Origin of the sequence: Paenibacillus sp. USDA918EY, assembly GCF_009870825.1 — a bacterium.
GTDB lineage: Bacteria > Bacillota > Bacilli > Paenibacillales > Paenibacillaceae > Paenibacillus_AQ > Paenibacillus_AQ albilobatus.
This window is the reverse complement of record NZ_WTWY01000005.1, coordinates 1-17,165: the sequence shown is the minus strand read 5'-3', so window position 1 is coordinate 17,165 and position 17,165 is coordinate 1. Positions and strand designations below refer to the sequence as shown.

Sequence of the window (17,165 nt, the reverse complement as noted above, 5' to 3'; positions counted from 1 at the left end):
GTCCCTTAGAACAAGTTAGATTTATTCAATTCAAAGTCTTATATGATTTTCTGACCCAACTCCTAAATGATTCGTTTTGGCCCACGAACGTAGCATACTTATAACTTTCTTCATATTGCTGTAGCTTACTTACAAACTACGGATACGCAGCGCATTCGCTGCATCGGCGTAAGGACTTGAACGACAAGTGAAAAAGGAGTGTCCCAAAGTTCCTATTTCAACTTTGAGACACCCCTTTTTTACTTCATAAATTTTTGATATTCGAAGTGAGTACCTCCAGCAAGAACACCTGAGCTATACGGACCCCCAACGACAATGTCCATATTATGTTTTACAGCCGCTGGCATTAGCCGTTGCAGCGCACGCTCATGGTCCAACAATGTGTAACGACCAGCCAGCAAGGATACGTCTGGCTTGGCTTCTTCCAAATCGAGCATGAGTTCAATCGATTCTACCCGGTTAACTCCGAGTCCCCAACCCTTAATGACTCCTTCTTCACGTAAACGTGTGAGCGCACGGAATGCCCCTGTTCGGGCAATTTCAAATTGCGAAATCCACTCATCGCCATAAAAGTCTTGCGCTACATCATGAATATATACAAAATCGATACGATCTGTTTTTAAACGTTTCAAACTATCCTCGATCGAGCGAAGGGTTGCATCCGCGCTATAGTCGTTGATGATTTTATTCTTACGGCCGAATTCGAAAAGACCGCCTTTTTCACCAAGATCGCGTTTGGATGGATCTTCCAATTCATCCGAAATGATTCGGCCCACTTTTGTACTCAAAACGTACTCGTCCCGATTTCTTTTCGACAGCGCTTCACCAAGACGCATCTCCGCCAAGCCGGATCCATAAAGCGGTGCTGTGTCAAAATAACGGATGCCGCTCTCCCAAGCCGCGTCTACCGTTGCAATCGCTTCTTCCTCCGGGATATCACGGTACATATTGCCTAGCGGCGCCGTACCAAAACCAAGTTTTCCTTGCAGCATATTTCTCATCTAAGATGCCCTCCTAAAATTTATATATATATTTTCAGTTCATTGATATGGGAATCAATGACTGGCCAGATCAACAATGTTGATTACATCGTGTGACAGAAATTAATTATGAAGCATCTCAACCGAAAAAAAAGTACGCACTTTCGAGTAACATGGGAACTAAAAAGTACCTGCTAAAGAATGATACCAGAGGCAGCAGGTGTTCATTTCTTCGATCAGAGGGGGCATATTCTTTGTTGCGGTGGTTATTGAACATAAATAAAACCTGCAGTGACGCTCACTGTGGGTTCAGATGCCGAATATTTTGAATGCTGAAAGCAAATAATGTGGCTGAAGAGAATGCTGACAAAAGATTGGCAGGTGAAAAGGTTGCAGCAACAAAGCGATTTCATGTTAAGCGGAGCTCAGGCTAAATCCGGAACCATTCCGGTTTCGCCCAAAATGATCCTCATTGTTGTCGATACATTAATGAGTCAGTCGATTGATAAGGGAATCGAACAAAATAAACTGCCAACCTTTCAGTTCTTGATTGAACACGGTCAATATTACAAGGATGTTGTTACCTCGTTTCCGACGATGTCCGTATCGATCGACAGCACCCTGCTTACGGGAACGTATCCGGATGAACATCGCGTACCGGGACTAGTCTGGTATTCTGAGCAAGACAAGAAACTCATTAACTATGGCAGCGGATTTTGGGAAATATACCGGAACGGAATCAATCAATATCTAAAGGATGCATTGATCCGTATGAACGGAACCCACTTGAATCCGCAAGTTCCGACCATTTTTGAAGAATTGGCCCGTATGGGATTAAAATCAGGGTCCGTTAACGGATTGATTTACCGGGGAAGCTGCGATCACCAGCTGAATTTTCCTTTTTGGATTCATAAACCTACCGTACTACCCAAGAACCACAAGGTAAAAGGTCCGGATTTGTTGGCCTATGGCGCTTTCTCAAATCCACTGAAAAGCGTGAAAAATTTGCCGGTTGGGCCAATCGGCCGATTCGGCTTTAACAATGGATACTCCCTTGAAATGGTGACCCATCTCATTCGGAACGAGCAATTGCCTGATTTTCTTTACGTCTATTTTCCCGATCTCGACACCAAGATACATAAAAAGGGTCCTTCCGATTTGAACGGCGTGATCCGCACGGATAACCAATTGCAGACTTTGTTGCAAGCATTCGGTTCACGGGAACAGGCTTTGAAAAAAGCCGTGATCATCATTATGGGAGATAACGGTATGACGCATGTCCTCCCGAAAAATGAACAACCGGTGATTGATTTAGGCCAATCCTTGGAGGGATATCGCGTATTAAAGCAAGGTGGCGCCGTAACGGACCAAACCGAGATCATTCTTGCCGTAAATGACAGAATGGCCTATCTATATAAGCTAACCCATCAATATTCTTTTGAACAACTATCGGACGCTCTGAAAACGGACCGGAGAATCGATCTTTTGGCGTGGAAAGAAAATGGATGGATTCGCGTTGTTCGATCGGGATCTTCCAAAGAATTCGCCTATCGCCCCCATGGAGATATGGTCGATCGTTATAAACAATCATGGACATTGGATAAAGACCCGGAAGTGCTGGACTTACAAATCAATACCCAGGAGCACGCAGTGGATTATGGACAATATCCCGATGTTTTACGGCGATTGTACGCAGCCTTACATTCGCATGACGGCGAATACATGGTAATCACCGCAAAACCGGGATATGAATTGAAGTATGGCAGTTCGCCCACCCATAAAGGAGGCGCTGGACATGGTGGTATAAGTCAGATGGAATCGCTCGTCCCTCTGATTATTGCCGGAACGGACCATAAACCGGAGTCGCTGCGGGTCGTCGATTTAAAATCGTTTTTTCTTCAACATTTAAAGGGTTAAGCCGCGAAACCTACGGAGCTTAACCCTTGTGGAATTGATATGTTATTCATCCGGTTAACTATATAATATCTTGTTCTCCGGTCGTGACGACAACTTATATTGTCCGTTCGGGTAAAGAATCATTGCCGCGTTACCGAGCGGTTACCTCAAGTACGCTGCCGCTTCCGTCATCAATAACACGTAGATTCTGGTCGTCCATGAGTTGAATCGTACCGTCCGGCTTCAGGATTTCAAACTTCTCCATTAACCCGTGAGCCGCGGATTTGCGAATCAGCCCTTGATTCTTGAATATCAACGTATACAGATCATAGTCTTTCGTCTTTCGATTAGTATATTCAACGGTTACAACAAGCAGATTTTTGGGAGTCAACTTGAAGTCGATAGTGAGATCATGCGTATTCACATCAATGTCCTTGATGCCTAACGGAATCGAATTCTTTTGACCCGTATAGACATTCGTAATTTCAATATCCCCAGTTGCTGCGCGTATTGTATAGTTGTATCCCATCACGCTTCCATAAAAGGTATCCTTATAGTTGCTGAGTCCCGTCACGGTTACTTTCCCCGTTTTCAAGTCCTGATTGGCCAATTCTCCGTCTAAAGCAGATGCAAGGAATTTGATCGGCACATACAGGTGACTAATATACCATACAGGTTCTCTGCCCATGTCCACTTTTCGACCATTTACTTCGGCAATTTTGCTTCCCATGCGTACAACAACACGCTTGTTATAGCCGCTCAGAACAGCCGTATTTTCACCTTCCATTTTCCAATTCAGACCGGCTCCGCTGCCCAGCGAAAAAAAGCTTCCGTAAGTCACTCCGTCCTTAAGCAGCGTCTGAATATGATTGATCCGGCCGTCTTTCCATTGCAATTCCAGCTCGACGTACTTGGAAGCCGCGTCAGATTTCGGAGCTCCAAACGGAAAAAGCACTGACATCATAAATATAATGGCGACGGCATATTTCCAACGCTTTGTTTTCACAGTAACTCTCACCCACTAATTGCATATTTTTATTACTATATTAGTAACGTCTGTATCTTAAAAAAGTTGCTGATTTTGCAAAAATCCAAAAAGCGACTTCCAATCAGCAATTTATAGAGCGAAACGGTTTAATTCGTATGTATATTGTACCCTGGAGCGGCAGGAATCGAATTTTGCAAAAATCCTGATATAGAAACCAAAAAGTGCCTATGGAGCTGTTAAGTATCTAAAGCACTTCAAAGTGCGTACTTTTCTAACATGCTTATATCTCTCATAATCATATTTACCGGCTGACTTTGACCCTTCTCTTTTTATTTATGTCACTCGGTGATATCTATATAAGTTGAACCAATATTTTGTGCGGATAAAGGCAGCCGGGTGAAATGTTCTTTCGATCGCTGTTGCTCCCAGATTTCTTTGATTTAACTCATTCATGGTCGAAATCCGCTCACAAAGGCGAACACTTCGCTTCTTCAGAATCATTTCTCCCTCTTGCCTATTCCTTGTCACGTTTCTTTAGTTCAACTTATATAGTGTGCCAAGCAAATTGCTATGGGGTATGATTCATTTTATTGTTGGTAATGCTACTGTCAGCGTAAATTTACTACCGGAAGATCGCAGATCAGGTGTAATTTTCATTATGTTCTCAGGACTCCATCTTCTGCGCAAGTCATTTTACATTGGGGCCGGTCCGGATCCGGACACGATTTTGACTCTTAGAAACATAAATTTGGGAGGGATATTCATGGATTTGCATTTAAAAGGAAAAACGGCACTGGTTACGGGTTCTACAGCAGGAATCGGAAAAGCAATCGCCATGTCCTTAGTGGCTGAAGGCGCCGCTGTACTTATTAATGGACGCCGCGAAGAAAAAGTGAATCAGACTATACAAGAAATTCAAGCACAATACCCTGACGCCGTCCTTCAGCCCGTTGTCGCCGACCTGGGAACGGAGCAAGGATGCCAAGAGGTTATTGAGAAGTACGCTGACCTAGATATTCTGATTAACAACCTGGGAATTTTCGAGCCGAAAGAATATTTCGATATTCCGGATGAAGATTGGTTCAAGATGTTTGAAGTCAATATCATGAGCGGCGTCAGGCTCACTCGCCGGTACCTAAAACAAATGATTCAGAAAAAAGAAGGCAGAGTCATCTTTATCGCCAGCGAGGCAGCGATGATGCCGTCTCTGGAAATGGCTCATTATAGCGCGACCAAAACGATGCAGCTCTCGCTCTCCCGCAGTTTGGCCGAGTTGACGAAAGGAACAAATGTGACCGTAAATACGGTTATGCCCGGCTCTACTTTAACAGAAGGCGTGGAAACGATGTTAAATAGCCTGTATCCTAATGAGAAATTGACCATGGAAGAAGCCGAAAAGCGATTTATGAAAGAAAATCGGCCGACCTCCATTATTCAAAGGCTTATTCGACCGGAAGAAATTGCACACCTCGTTACTTTTTTAAGCAGCCCTCTCTCTTCTGCCATAAATGGTTCCGCGTTAAGAATAGACGGGGGATTAGTACGAAGCGTGTTTTAATCAACCAATTCTTGCTGCTGCTCCCGTTTATTTCCCCAATCTTTTGTAGCCGCACTCTCAATTTGTGAAGCAAATGCGGTTGCATAACGACCGATAATGATATTGATTGTTATGCGACTAATTATTGCTTCATAAATTTGTAGGTGTTAATAGCATCGCACCCTTAAACAAAAGAATACCCGGGCAAGCCGCTGGCTTACTCGGGTATTCTTCCGAGTTATTCCTCTCCCGCAGGCAAAGGAATACGAACCTCTGTAGATAGGGGAACTCCGAAATCCGGAGTTCCGTCTTCCTTCCAGCCAAACCGCTGGATCCGCATGCTTCGCGGCGTCCCGGATGAACGGTCCTGTTCGGACTCGGAGTAGGAGTAGGCGTGATAAGCTATCCAATCTTCCGAGCCGTCCGGCGAAACGGTAAAGCTATTATGTCCCGGGGCGTATACCCCCTGTCCGGGATTTTTGGCAAACACGGGACCTTCATGCTTCGTCCATGCCGAGGCATCCAGCAGATCAGCGGAATCCTGAATCGTGGCCATCCCCAGGCAGTAGTCATCGGACCAAGTGGCGCTGGCGGAAAATATAAGAAAAATCCGCCCATTACGCCGCAAAAATACGGGACCCTCGTTAATCGCCATTCCGCCCTGCTTCTCCCAAGGTGCCGTGGGTGCCGTAATTAAGACATTCGGCCCGGTCAAGGTCCACGGATTGATCATGCGCGCGGCATATATCGCTGACCCATAATCCGGGAAATGTCCATATCCGGCATAGAAGAAATACCATTGACCATGATGTTGCAGCACCGTTCCGTCGAGGCCTTGAAATTCCGTATTGACGGCCCCCTTAAAAATCCACGGATCCTTCATCGGGTCATCTCCCGATAGTTGAAGAACGCATACTCTTCGTGTATCATCGCCGGCGCCGTCGTCGGCTGTATAATAGATGTACCAGCATCCGTCGATAAAATGCAGCTCCGGCGCCCACAAACGATGCGAATACGGGCCGTTCAGCTCAGGAGTCCATATGGTTGTCGGCTCTGCATCAGCCAACCCCGTCAAAGTCCGGCTCCGCCAAAGGTCAATGCGGTCACGCAAGGTAACGCTCATATAATAAAACCCATCCGTATGCTTAATCACCCAGGGATCGGCCCCGCTGGCAAGCATCGGGTTTTGGAAAGTTTGCCGTGACATGTTACTCCCCCTATTTGGACATGTTGATTTCACGGATGACCTCGAGCGGCACCTTCGGTTTGCGATCCTCCGTCAACAAGCCGTTCATCTCTTGTTGAACATCCGTGATTTGCGTGTAGCAGTACCCGACAATGTAGTCCGTTTCCTTAATCGCCTGATGAATGGACCGGAACCGTGAAAGGAAAGCCTCTTCCGAGGACTCTTGCTTGCCGTAGCCCCATCCGGCTTCCGATTGGAAGGCGATGCCCCCGAATTCGCTGATGATAATCGGCTGTCCTTTGTAATGATAGCCGTCCGCGAACGCATACTTCCAATGGTTAAAGGACTTGCCGTTATGAACGATTTCGTCTTTTGCGGCATATCGTTTCATAAATTCATCCCCGGATTCGACGTAATCATGCAGGGTTAAAATATCTGAAACCGTATGCTCCCAGCCGTCATTGGTAATGACCGGTCTGTACGGGTCGAAGGATTTCGTCAAATGATAGATCGATTCCGTGAATTTCTGTTGCTTTTTGTCTTTGAAAATCTGCATGATTCCCCAGGATTCATTGAACGGGACCCATGTAATAATACTCGGATGATTATATTGTTGACGAACAACCTCCATCCATTCGGAAGTGAATCTCTGGATCGCGTTATCGTTGAATTCAAAAGTAGCGGCCATCTCCGACCAAACCAAAAGTCCTTTCACGTCGCACCAGTACAGGAAACGCGAATCCTCCACTTTCATATGCTTGCGGACTCCGTTATACCCCATCTGCATGATCTTATCGATATCTTCCAGGATCGCTTCTTCCGACGGCGGGGTCAGATGACTCTCAGGCCAGTACCCCTGGTCCAATACAAGCCGCTGATAGATCGGTACATTGTTGAGCAGTACTTTGTCCTTTTCGATGGATATTTTCCGCATCCCGAAATACGAATAAACGTGGTCGATTTTCTCTTCCCCTTGGTAAAGGATAAATTCCACATCGTACAAGTTAGGCCGTTCCGGAGACCATAAATACTGCTTCCACGGACCGTTGGCTTCATGGACCAAATCCACATCCAGTTGAAGCCATGGACGGTCGATGACAAGGCTTGCTTTTTTCATCTGCTTGCCTTTCAAACTGATGATCGTCTCCAGCCGAATTTCTTTGCCGGCCAAGCTTCCATCCACCTGATACTCGAAACGTACAGCGCGCGCGTCGACATCCGGCGTGATTTTCACCGCATCGAGATGAACGGGTTCAACGACTTCAAGCCATACGGTTTGCCATATACCTGTCGTCTGCACGTAGAAACATTCAAAATTGTTCTCCACCCACCGTTGCTTGCCCCGGGGCTGCGTGGCGTCCATCGTGTCTTCCACTTTGACAGTTAGCTGATTGGTCGCGCCCACCGAGATATAGGGGGTGATATCGAAGGTGAATGCCGAATATCCGCCTTGATGACAGCCTACATAAGTCCCGTTGATCCATACTTTGGCTACATAATCTACGGCCTGAAAGTGCAAAAGCACCCTTTTCCCGGCATATTCCCGGGGAACCTCAAGCGGACGGTGATACCAGACGTGGCTATGATGCTCCTCTCTTCCAATTCCGCTGGCCTTGGTTTCATACGTAAAAGGAACGTTGATCTTCAGATCGCTCTGGAAACCCTCTTGCCATTTCTCCTGCTCGCCTACATCGGCGTCATCAAACCTGAAGTTCCACGCTCCATTTAAATTAGTCCAGTTCTCTCTCACAAATTGGGGACGGGGGTAGTCTTTGATATACATTGCGGTTGCCATTAATCTCCTGCTCCTTTATTGCACTGTATTCTGTGCTTGTATTTATATAGGTATCATTTCGTCTATTTGATAGGCGTAACAGTGACCGGTGAAAATAACCAGTCCTGCGATGCCGTGCGTAATCCAACACGTCCTGTCAGAAAAGCATTCGGATCGGTCCAGGTTAACAAAGGCTTTTTCGAGTCGCCGATAAATACGCTGATAGCAGCACCTTCGAGCCTTACCCGGATGTTTACGGCCTTGTTGTTTTCAAGCTCCAGGAGCTCCGACGCCTTCTCTTCGTTCACCTCGTAATTGACCCGGTTCAGCCTCATGAACCCATTATTGAAGGAGAGTTCATACCCCATAAAAGAATCGTTTACCTGATCCTTAAAATCGGATTCATTGGCTGTTCTGAATAACAAAGCAACTTTCGAAGGCGCCTCGCCCGTGGGGGTCAATTGAAGGTTCACCTCGTAATCGCTCCAGTCCGAATCTCCGCCGAACAACTTGCCTTCCCGGGCTTCCGATTGAAGCGTTATTTGTTTGCCGCTCACATCCCAACTCCCGAATTGATCCGTGAATTCGACGGTTTGCCGGGATGGCGCAGGGACTGTTTTATCGGCTTCGATGTACCGGATGGATACTTCTCCCTTCTCTTTCGACAGGGAAATCCATTGGGGCCCTTTGCCGAGATGGAACGAAGCCAACGGGATCTTTGACCATTCCGACTCATTCGAGAAGTCTTCTGCCTTTAACGGTATCTCTTTGCGCTTGCCTCCCGCATGAACGGTCAGCTTGCCTCCCGCGCTATCCTTTGCCGCCATAGCGGAGATCAGATAAGTCCCTTCTTCCTTGACATAAACCGGAAAGGTCAACTCCGAGTCATTTTTCAGGAGGGTTACCGAGTAGCTTCCATCCGGCGTATCCCCGTCATTTACGGAAAATGCCCGGCCGTCGTCCTCGCCTGTTATGCAGTGAATGGCCTCCATCGTTCCCGGAAGGGGGTGAAGAACCTTATGATCGCTGCTGCCGCCCGATTCGTTCGAAAAAGCCGTATAGCCCAAAGTCGGGTTCAGAGCCGTTGACCAGCGGTAACCGATCGCACCGGCGACCCCTTTCATTTGCTTATCGCTCAGCAGGAGCAGTCCATCCCAATAGACCAAAGTCCCTTCTTGATCCGATTCCGTCCGCAAGGTATGATGTTTGGTCAAGTCCATTCCTTTGGGCAAATCCCCGGTTTGGACGACCCGTTCCTTTCCCTGCTCCATTTCAAATAAAGATAACGTTTTTGAATGCATATCCACACGAATTCCGCGGAAACGGTCTGCATCTTGATATGAAAACAGCGTCTCAAACGCGCGGGAATCCGAAGCTTTCTGATCCTCCCGTTCGGAGAACACAGCATTAAACTCAGCCGTAAACTTGCTGCCGGTACTTTCCTTGGTAATCCATGTCTCTTTGTTTTGCTTCGTTTCTTGATGCTGCCAATGTTCTTCACCAGGCAACCCCGTCAAATAATCATAAAAGGCGGGCCGGGCGGGCGCTTGGACCGGCATCCCATGCGTCGGGCCGGCAACGGACATCTTATCCCCGTTAAAAAGCAGCCGATCCATGTTCATCATCCGAACCGGCGGGCCTTCAGCCGACCTGCCGGCCAGATTGTGGTACACGATATAATAGGAGTCCATATCCGGCCCCATCACGGTCGAACTGTGCCCTAAGCCGTTAAAGTCCTCTTTGGTCGATATGAGGATCGGGTTATTTTCCGGTATCGTATAGATGCCGTTTGGCGAGTCGTGAGCAACCGCATAATTGACGCGGTATCCGCGGCTAAAGACATGGTTGCCTGTATAGGTTATAAAATAACGGCCTTGACGCTTGATGATCATCGACCCTTCGGTCCAATGCCCTAACGACGTATTCAGCTTGTCTTCGGGGCCCATCGTGTAAGGATCCTCCATAAGGCTTGCCATGATTCCACCCGGTGCAGCGTGCGTAAAATACCATTTTGCATCATCATCAATAAACACGGATCCGTCGATGCTTAATCCCAAATTATCGGTTTCCACCTTAAACGGCCCCGTCGGACTGTCGCTTCTCAGCACATAATGCCCCTTGCCGCCGGGAGAAGTGTACATATAAAAGGATCCGTTCCAATAAACGACCTCCGGCGCGTAGGCTCCCTCCGTCAGGGGATCTTCCGTTACCAGCCCCTCATATTGCCAATGGATCAGGTCCTCTGAGCTCCACGCCTTGATTCCGACCCGCCAATCTTTCGTGCTGCAATACAAGTAATACTTCCCGTTGAATCTCAGTACATAGGGATCGCCTATGCCGTAGTCCTCCCACTCCTGATCCAGTTTCATCGGATTTTGGTAGGTTTGTTTCATTGCAATCTCTCCCCCGGATGTCTGCTCGTTCCCGTTGTTATTTTTTAAAACAAAGACCGTTGCCGCCACCGCAGCGACGGCCGTTGCCAGCGAAACCCCGATCAGCCCCCATACCTTGCCGTTTTGCTTCATGGGTTAGCCTTTGATGCCCGTGATGGCAAGAGATTCAATAAAGTACCGTTGGGCAAAGAAAAAGACGATAACGACCGGCAAAAGCGCAATGATCGAAGCGGCCATCAGCGACGGATAATTGGAGGTGGAGATATAATTGGATTGCATGCTTGCAATCAACACCTGAATGGTTTGCCGTTCCGGTGTGTGCAGATAAATAAGCGGTCCTAAGAAGTCGTTCCAAATTCCCATGAAGCCAAGCGCGGCCTGGGCTGCGATCGCGGGCTTCACGATGGGAAGCGCCACGGTCGTAAACGTACGGAAATACCCGCAACCGTCGATTTTTGCCGCATCAATCAGGTCGTTCGGAATGGAACCCTGCATAAATTGACGGAAGAAAAAGATCGTTACGATATTTCCGAACATGCCCGGAACGATTAACGGCAGCAGCGTATCAACCCATCCGAGTTCCGAAAACCCGATATATTGGGGAATCATGACGACAGAATAAGGGATCATCATCGTTCCCAACAGGGCAAGGAAAATGCCTTCTTTGAATGGAAAGTCAAACTTGGAAAACGAGTATGCCGCCATGGCCGCAACAAATAAACCGACGGACAAAACGGACACGACGACGATAGCGCTATTCATAAAACCGTACAGCAGAGGCGCTTTGGTCCACACATCCTCGTAATTCAGCCAGGTAATCGGATTCGGAATCCACTGAGGCGGAATATCAAAAACATGCTTTTGGTTCTTTAAGGACGTGGAAAGCGTCCATGCCAGCGGGCCAAGCATAATAAATGACCCTGCGATCAGCACGATATAGACGATCAAATTGATCAAACGGCGTTGTTTTACCATACTTTTCAATCCTCCTATTCCTGCGTGAGCTTAATCCTGGTAGACCCAGCGCTTGGAGATGCGGAACTGGAAAAGGGTCAGGATAAAAATCAAAATCCCCAGAACCCATGCCACTGCACTTGCGTATCCCATATTGAAATACTTGAAGGCCTCCTGGAAGATGTAATATACAATCGTCGCCCCGCTGTACTCCGGTCCGCCGTCGGCCGCCAGAATGTACATTTGGCTAAAGGATTGGAAAGTACCGATAACCCCCATCACAACCACATAAAAATGAATCGGCGACAACAGCGGAAGGGTGATATGCTTAAATTGGTGCCAACGTGAAGCTCCATCCACCTGAGCCGCTTCGTAATAACTGGACGATATCCCCTGTAAACCGGCCAGATAGAGAACCATGTTTCCGCCGACTCCGCCCCAAAGTCCCATAATAATAAACGACGGTTTTACCCAGTTGGGATCGCCAAGCCAGTTAGGCCCTTGAATTCCGAAAACGTCCCAAATAAATTCATTGATAATCCCGTAGTCGTAATTGAGGAGCCATTGCCAGAGCAATGAAATTGCAATGATCGGTGAAATGACCGGAATGTAGTAAATGGTGCGAAAAATCGAGATCCCTTTTAGCTGCCGGTTCATCAGGATGGCCAGCACCAGGGAAATGATCATGCCAAGCGGAACCCCAAGAAGCAGGAAAACCGTGTTAAAAAGAGACTTGTAAAACTTCTCGTCCGCGAACATATACCGGAAATTTTCCACGCCCGTGAATTTGGCGGGCGTGAACATATCCCATGACATGAAGCTTAATCCGAACGAAGTGACCAGCGGCGTCAAGCTGAAAATCAGGAAGCCCAATATTGGCGGGGCAATAAAAAGCAGAGACCAAATGATTTCTTTACGCCGATATCCCGGGGTTTTGTTCTTCATTCACATTTTCCTCCCTATACTGCAAACGGAAAAAGCGAAAACGCCGCAAACCGAGCTCTCGTCGTTTTCGCTCCTCCGCCTCAGCATTAGCAGTCCTTTACTTGTTGTTCTCGTCGTACAGCTTTTGCAGCTTAGGCTGCTCTGCTTTTACAAACTCCGCCGCCGTTTTTTGACCGGTCCATACCTGACTCGCATCCTGCCAGAACGTGTCCAGCCATTTGGTGTTCTTCGAGGATACTTCAATCGGCGGCCGGCCGTAATCTTCAATAATGTCGATGAATACCTGGCGTGATTTCGGCGCCTTATCCATGGCCATGAATTCGCCCTTCGCCATATCGATCAAGTTCGGTACGGCCTGCCCCAGAACATAGTTTTCTTTTTGGGAATCTCTGTCGAGACTCAGGTAAGAGGCAAGCGCGAATGAATCTTCCGGATATTTGGTATTTTTCGAAACCACGAATCCAAGGGAGCCGAGCCACGTCGCCGTTTTTCCTGTTTTAGGGCTTGCCGGCCATGCCGCGATATCCCATTGGAACGGCAAATCCCAGAAACCCGGCTGGTCCCATGGCCCCATCGGGAACATCGCCACTTTGCCGGCAACGAAGCGGGTATAACCATTCTGCGCCTTCTCGTCATCCGGAGACGGGCTGACCTTGTGGACCAGACTCAAATCGGCCACGAACTGCATCGCTTCGGCAAACTCCGGCGTATCAATCGTAATTTTGCCCGTGGACGGATCAACCCAATCCCCGCCATTCGCCCATACCGCCGATTCAAGCGAATAGGCGGCCACGCCAAAGGTATCGATTTTTCCGCGTGCATTGGTCGTAGTCAATTTTTTGGCATCGGCGATCATCTGATCCCAAGTGTATTCGCCGGCTTTTGCGCTCGGATATGGCAATCCGGCCTTGTCGAACAGATCCTTGTTGTAGGCAAGCGCCCATGGACCCACGTCTTTCGGCAACCCGTACAAATCTCCGGCGCCCACCTTCGTACCGTCATACCGATAACGGTCAAGCCCTTGTTTCCAAACGTTATTCGTATCCACCAACTCGCTGGATTTCAGATAGGATTCCAGGTTCAGCAGCACTCCGCTGGAGACAAGCTTGTTAAAGTGAGCTCCGCCGGCATAAAATACGTCCGGGGTTTTCTTGGCTGCAATCAAGGTATCAAGCTTCTGATAATATTCCGCAGGAGGAACGACGGTATATTTCACCTTTTTATTCGGATACTTCTTCATATAGGATGCGATCAGTTTCTCAAAAACGGCTTTCTCGGAATCTCCGCCCCACCCCATAAATTCGATTTCAGATTTTGCATCTTTGTCAGGAGTGGCATCTGTTGCTTCTTCTGTTTTATTTTGCGTTTTAGAATCTGCCGAGTTGTCTTCACTTTTGTTATTGCCGGAGTTACAACCGGAGAGCACCAACACGAAGCTGAGTACCAAAGTTAACGAAAGACTAAACCATTTCCATTTCCGAAACATAAACCCTCTTCCCCCTTTGATAAAGTCGAAATAAACAAAATAATTGAAGAACATGTTGCATCTAAAAAGCTTACAACTAAATTGTTTTATTTCAATTATTTCATTTATTAACAAGATAATAAGTAGAAAAACACGAATTGTCAACGCTTTCTTTCAATAATATTGTATTATTAAGCAAAAAAAAGACCAGATTGCTTTGTTGTCACAAAACATCTGGAACTTAATAGGTATCGCTTTAGTTATATTCCATTCTCATCATAATTCCCTGCTCATAATCGCCGAACCCTCTGCCGAACAAGTTTATTCCGCCCTGGTGCTTCGCATCCGGTTTAATTCCGATCCTGAGCGTAATATACGGCTTTTCACCCAACCGGAGATCATGAAGCGAAATATCGGAGCATTTCTCCTTGTCGATCATACTCTTCGTCAGGTCAATCGACCAGCTCTTCAGCAAACCGTGTTGCGTGCTGTTGTCATACCACCACGACGGGTTCAGCCTGCCTCGATGGTCGCCAAAATCCCCCGGCGATATCCACGAGCCAACCTCAACCTCGTTCACCCATATTGTAATTTCCGAAGGCCAATCATTATTATAGTTCGGAGCTTCCGAGCAAAGTTCCAGGGAGAATTCGAGCGTGTGGATTTGCGCTCCCGCAGGCAGCTTTTTTGGGAAACGATATTCAATCCATCCTTTCCGAAACCAGATGATTTCAGCCGTCCTGCTCTCCGGAAGATAGAAATTGACGGGCTCATCCTCTTGAAATACCATGCCTGACGTGTTTGCCATGCCGCAAGTCGGCACAATGTCAAAGTTGCTGAAATGTCCGATCGGCATTTCCATCTCTACGACTTTGGTTGTATTTGGATCATAAGCACCCGGATTCAAAATGAGACGAACGTCGTCAAAATTCCGGCTGCACACTTTCATAGCCCCTCGAGTTGCCGGTTGAAGTTCTGTTACAATCAATTCGGCCTCTTCCAGTACTTTGACATTGTTGGCGGCAGTGGAAACGGGGATATCCAGCTTTTCGGCAATTTCAAGAATATTGAGATTGGGTTTGTCCAACAGCAATTTGATGATATTGACCCTTGTATGCGTGCCGAGTGCATGCGCTACCTTAACCAATCGCTCGGAATCATTTATGGAAACTTCAAGCAACGGGATGTCACCTTCCTGTGAATTGATTTTTTTACAATATTATAAACAATAAATCACGTATATGTACAGAAATATTGTATTAAAACAATAAAAACATAATGACGCTTCAATTTACATCAATCCTCTAATCATAAACAGTAAATCGTATCCTAAAAAATTGAACTTCGACCCCTGCCCCCGTGACAAATGCTCAAAAAGCCGCAACGATGCGGCTTTTTCATGCAGTAAACCATTAATCGGGCAGAATAATGTCATGTTTTGAAAACAACTTCAGCAGGTCGTTCCATGTCATTAGGATGTCCCCGTTTTTGTAAGGCAGCTTTATGTCTTGCAATTCCGCGGGTTTGAGCTGTTCTTCGCGGCCATCTTCCTTGTAATACGTTATGTCCCCGCTAAACTCTAACATGCCTAAGGCGGTGCCGTTTACGATCGACCCGGTAAATTTGACCTCTTTAAATTTGTAAAAAAGATCGTCTTTGGAACTCCATCTCCAGGTGGCGTACACGTTTGTCCCCAAGCTTGGCTCAGTATACTCTTTCACCCATATGCTTTTGTTTACTTTACCTTCGCCTTCAAACCCGCCGTCACCGCCCGGACGCTTGTTTGTGCCATCCATGTTTTCCGAGGATGTGAGAACGTTTTGCTTGTAGGTATAAAACTTCAATTCGCTTTGATCCTCTTGCCCGTTGGCAATAACCATCATGTCGGCATATTTTTTCGCATCCTTATTTACGGCAAACCAAAGATTTTCTGTAGACTCCGCCGGTATCATAAAGACGCCGTTGATTTTTTTCATCGGGTTTTGCCCGTCGAGCGGAATCTCTTCGGACCCTAAAACCGGATTTTTCGGATTATTATGGATAAAGGAATCGACTTCGCCGCTTCTGAACGTATTCGTTTCGATTCCGTTTGTCGTCGTCACGCTGCCGTCGGCATTTTCTTGATAACTTATTCCAAATGCAGCGCATACTTCTTCAATCGGAAAATAGACGATTCCGTTCTGAACAACCGGCTTTGTTTTAAAAGCAATGGGTTTGTCATCCAGCTTTAATACGGGGATCATTGTATTTTGATTTTGAGTTTTTCCTGTTTCAATTGCGACCTTTTCATTTCCGAACGGAATGTCCGGCAGCTTGCTCGTGTCCGAACTTGTTGCCGGTCTTGCGTGCATTTCACCTGATCCGTGATCCGACAAGTTTTTGATAAACTGAACCGCCTCGGCACGCGTCAGCGTCTTGGAACCGTTAAAGCTGGTGATGGTCGGCTGACCGCCCTCGCCTTTGGCTAGACCCTTGCCGTACATAAACCGGATGGCATCATCGCCTTCATAATTCATCCCTTCCGCCGAGGCGATCAGCTCCGCCACACGGAGACGCGTAATCGGCTGGTTTTGTGCTTTGATGTCTGAAGAGCTTACGGGATAATTCAGGGATTCGGCAAGCATGTAATAAGGCTCTGCCCATCTGGGAGTACCGTTCGCGACATCCGGTCTGCAGCTATGTATGAGCATGGACAAAAACTCGGCCTCCGTTACCGGTTGATTCGGTTTGAACGTGCCGTCTTCATAGCCGCGTACGATGTTTTTGCTGAGCGCCCAAGCAACGCTGTCAGCCGACCAATGCGATTTCATGTCCGCAAAAGGGACCTTGGCCGTAAGACGATCCGCATGCAGCTCTGGCGCAAATAAACCGCCTATCCCTAAGGTTATCGCGGTCTGCACGGTTAACATCACTTTCAAAGATTTCTTCATTCGTTCATCCCTCTCTGCTGCTCTTGATCGTTGTCGATCAACAAAAGAAAACCACCTTGTATTGAAGTGACCCCATAAAGTTAGACAGGTTATAATCATTAGGCAACTTGTTGGGCA

At 47.2% G+C, this 17,165-nt stretch carries 11 protein-coding genes and 1 pseudogene; 2 read left to right on the top strand and 10 right to left on the bottom strand.

The features are described 5' to 3' along the window. Positions 1-251: 251 nt before the first annotated feature. Positions 252-1,001, bottom strand: a pseudogene (locus GQY55_RS12165) (aldo/keto reductase); the annotation flags it as partial. 324 nt (positions 1,002-1,325) lie between these two features. Here GQY55_RS12165 and GQY55_RS12160 point away from each other — a divergent pair. Then, positions 1,326-2,897 carry an alkaline phosphatase family protein gene (locus GQY55_RS12160; protein WP_160041670.1) on the top strand — a complete coding sequence of 524 codons (1,572 nt, stop codon included), beginning with the start codon at positions 1,326-1,328 and terminating at the stop codon, positions 2,895-2,897. A gap of 130 nt (positions 2,898-3,027) precedes the next feature. On the opposite strand, the gene GQY55_RS12155 is transcribed toward GQY55_RS12160, so the two are convergent. Then, the gene (locus tag GQY55_RS12155; protein WP_160041668.1) at positions 3,028-3,882 is read right to left on the bottom strand and encodes a stalk domain-containing protein; all 855 of its coding nucleotides are present in this window, start codon (positions 3,880-3,882) and stop codon (positions 3,028-3,030) included. 745 nt (positions 3,883-4,627) lie between these two features. On the opposite strand from GQY55_RS12155, the gene GQY55_RS12150 reads away from it, so the two are divergent. Further along, positions 4,628-5,422: an SDR family NAD(P)-dependent oxidoreductase gene (locus GQY55_RS12150; protein WP_160041666.1), complete on the top strand. Its 795-nt coding sequence runs from the start codon at positions 4,628-4,630 to the stop codon at positions 5,420-5,422. 217 nt (positions 5,423-5,639) lie between these two features. On the opposite strand, the gene GQY55_RS12145 is transcribed toward GQY55_RS12150, so the two are convergent. The 8 genes from GQY55_RS12145 to GQY55_RS12110 form a co-directional block, all read right to left on the bottom strand. Beyond that, a complete protein-coding gene (locus GQY55_RS12145) occupies positions 5,640-6,608 on the bottom strand; it encodes a glycoside hydrolase family 43 protein (protein WP_160041664.1) in 969 nt (322 codons plus the stop codon). Between the two features lie 10 nt (positions 6,609-6,618). Continuing rightward, a complete protein-coding gene (locus GQY55_RS12140; protein ID WP_160041662.1) occupies positions 6,619-8,382 on the bottom strand; it encodes a glycoside hydrolase family 2 protein in 1,764 nt (587 codons plus the stop codon). Between the two features lie 62 nt (positions 8,383-8,444). Continuing rightward, positions 8,445-10,886: a family 43 glycosylhydrolase gene (locus GQY55_RS12135; RefSeq protein ID WP_160041660.1), complete on the bottom strand. Its 2,442-nt coding sequence runs from the start codon at positions 10,884-10,886 to the stop codon at positions 8,445-8,447. A 3-nt stretch (positions 10,887-10,889) separates the two neighbouring features. Continuing rightward, positions 10,890-11,729, bottom strand: a complete 840-nt coding sequence (locus GQY55_RS12130; protein WP_160041658.1) for a carbohydrate ABC transporter permease — start codon at positions 11,727-11,729, stop codon at positions 10,890-10,892. 30 nt (positions 11,730-11,759) lie between these two features. Further along, entirely contained in the window at positions 11,760-12,653 is an 894-nt protein-coding gene (locus GQY55_RS12125; RefSeq protein ID WP_160041656.1) for a carbohydrate ABC transporter permease, read from the bottom strand. Positions 12,654-12,750: 97 nt separating this feature from the next. Then, positions 12,751-14,139, bottom strand: coding sequence for an ABC transporter substrate-binding protein (locus tag GQY55_RS12120; RefSeq protein WP_160041654.1), 1,389 nt, complete (start codon positions 14,137-14,139; stop codon positions 12,751-12,753). 235 nt (positions 14,140-14,374) lie between these two features. Continuing rightward, on the bottom strand, positions 14,375-15,298 hold the full coding sequence (locus GQY55_RS12115) for an ArsR/SmtB family transcription factor (protein WP_160041652.1): 924 nt from the start codon (positions 15,296-15,298) through the stop codon (positions 14,375-14,377). Between the two features lie 232 nt (positions 15,299-15,530). Further along, positions 15,531-17,048, bottom strand: a complete 1,518-nt coding sequence (locus GQY55_RS12110) for an S-layer homology domain-containing protein (protein ID WP_160041651.1) — start codon at positions 17,046-17,048, stop codon at positions 15,531-15,533. Between the last annotated feature and the right edge of the window lie 117 nt (positions 17,049-17,165).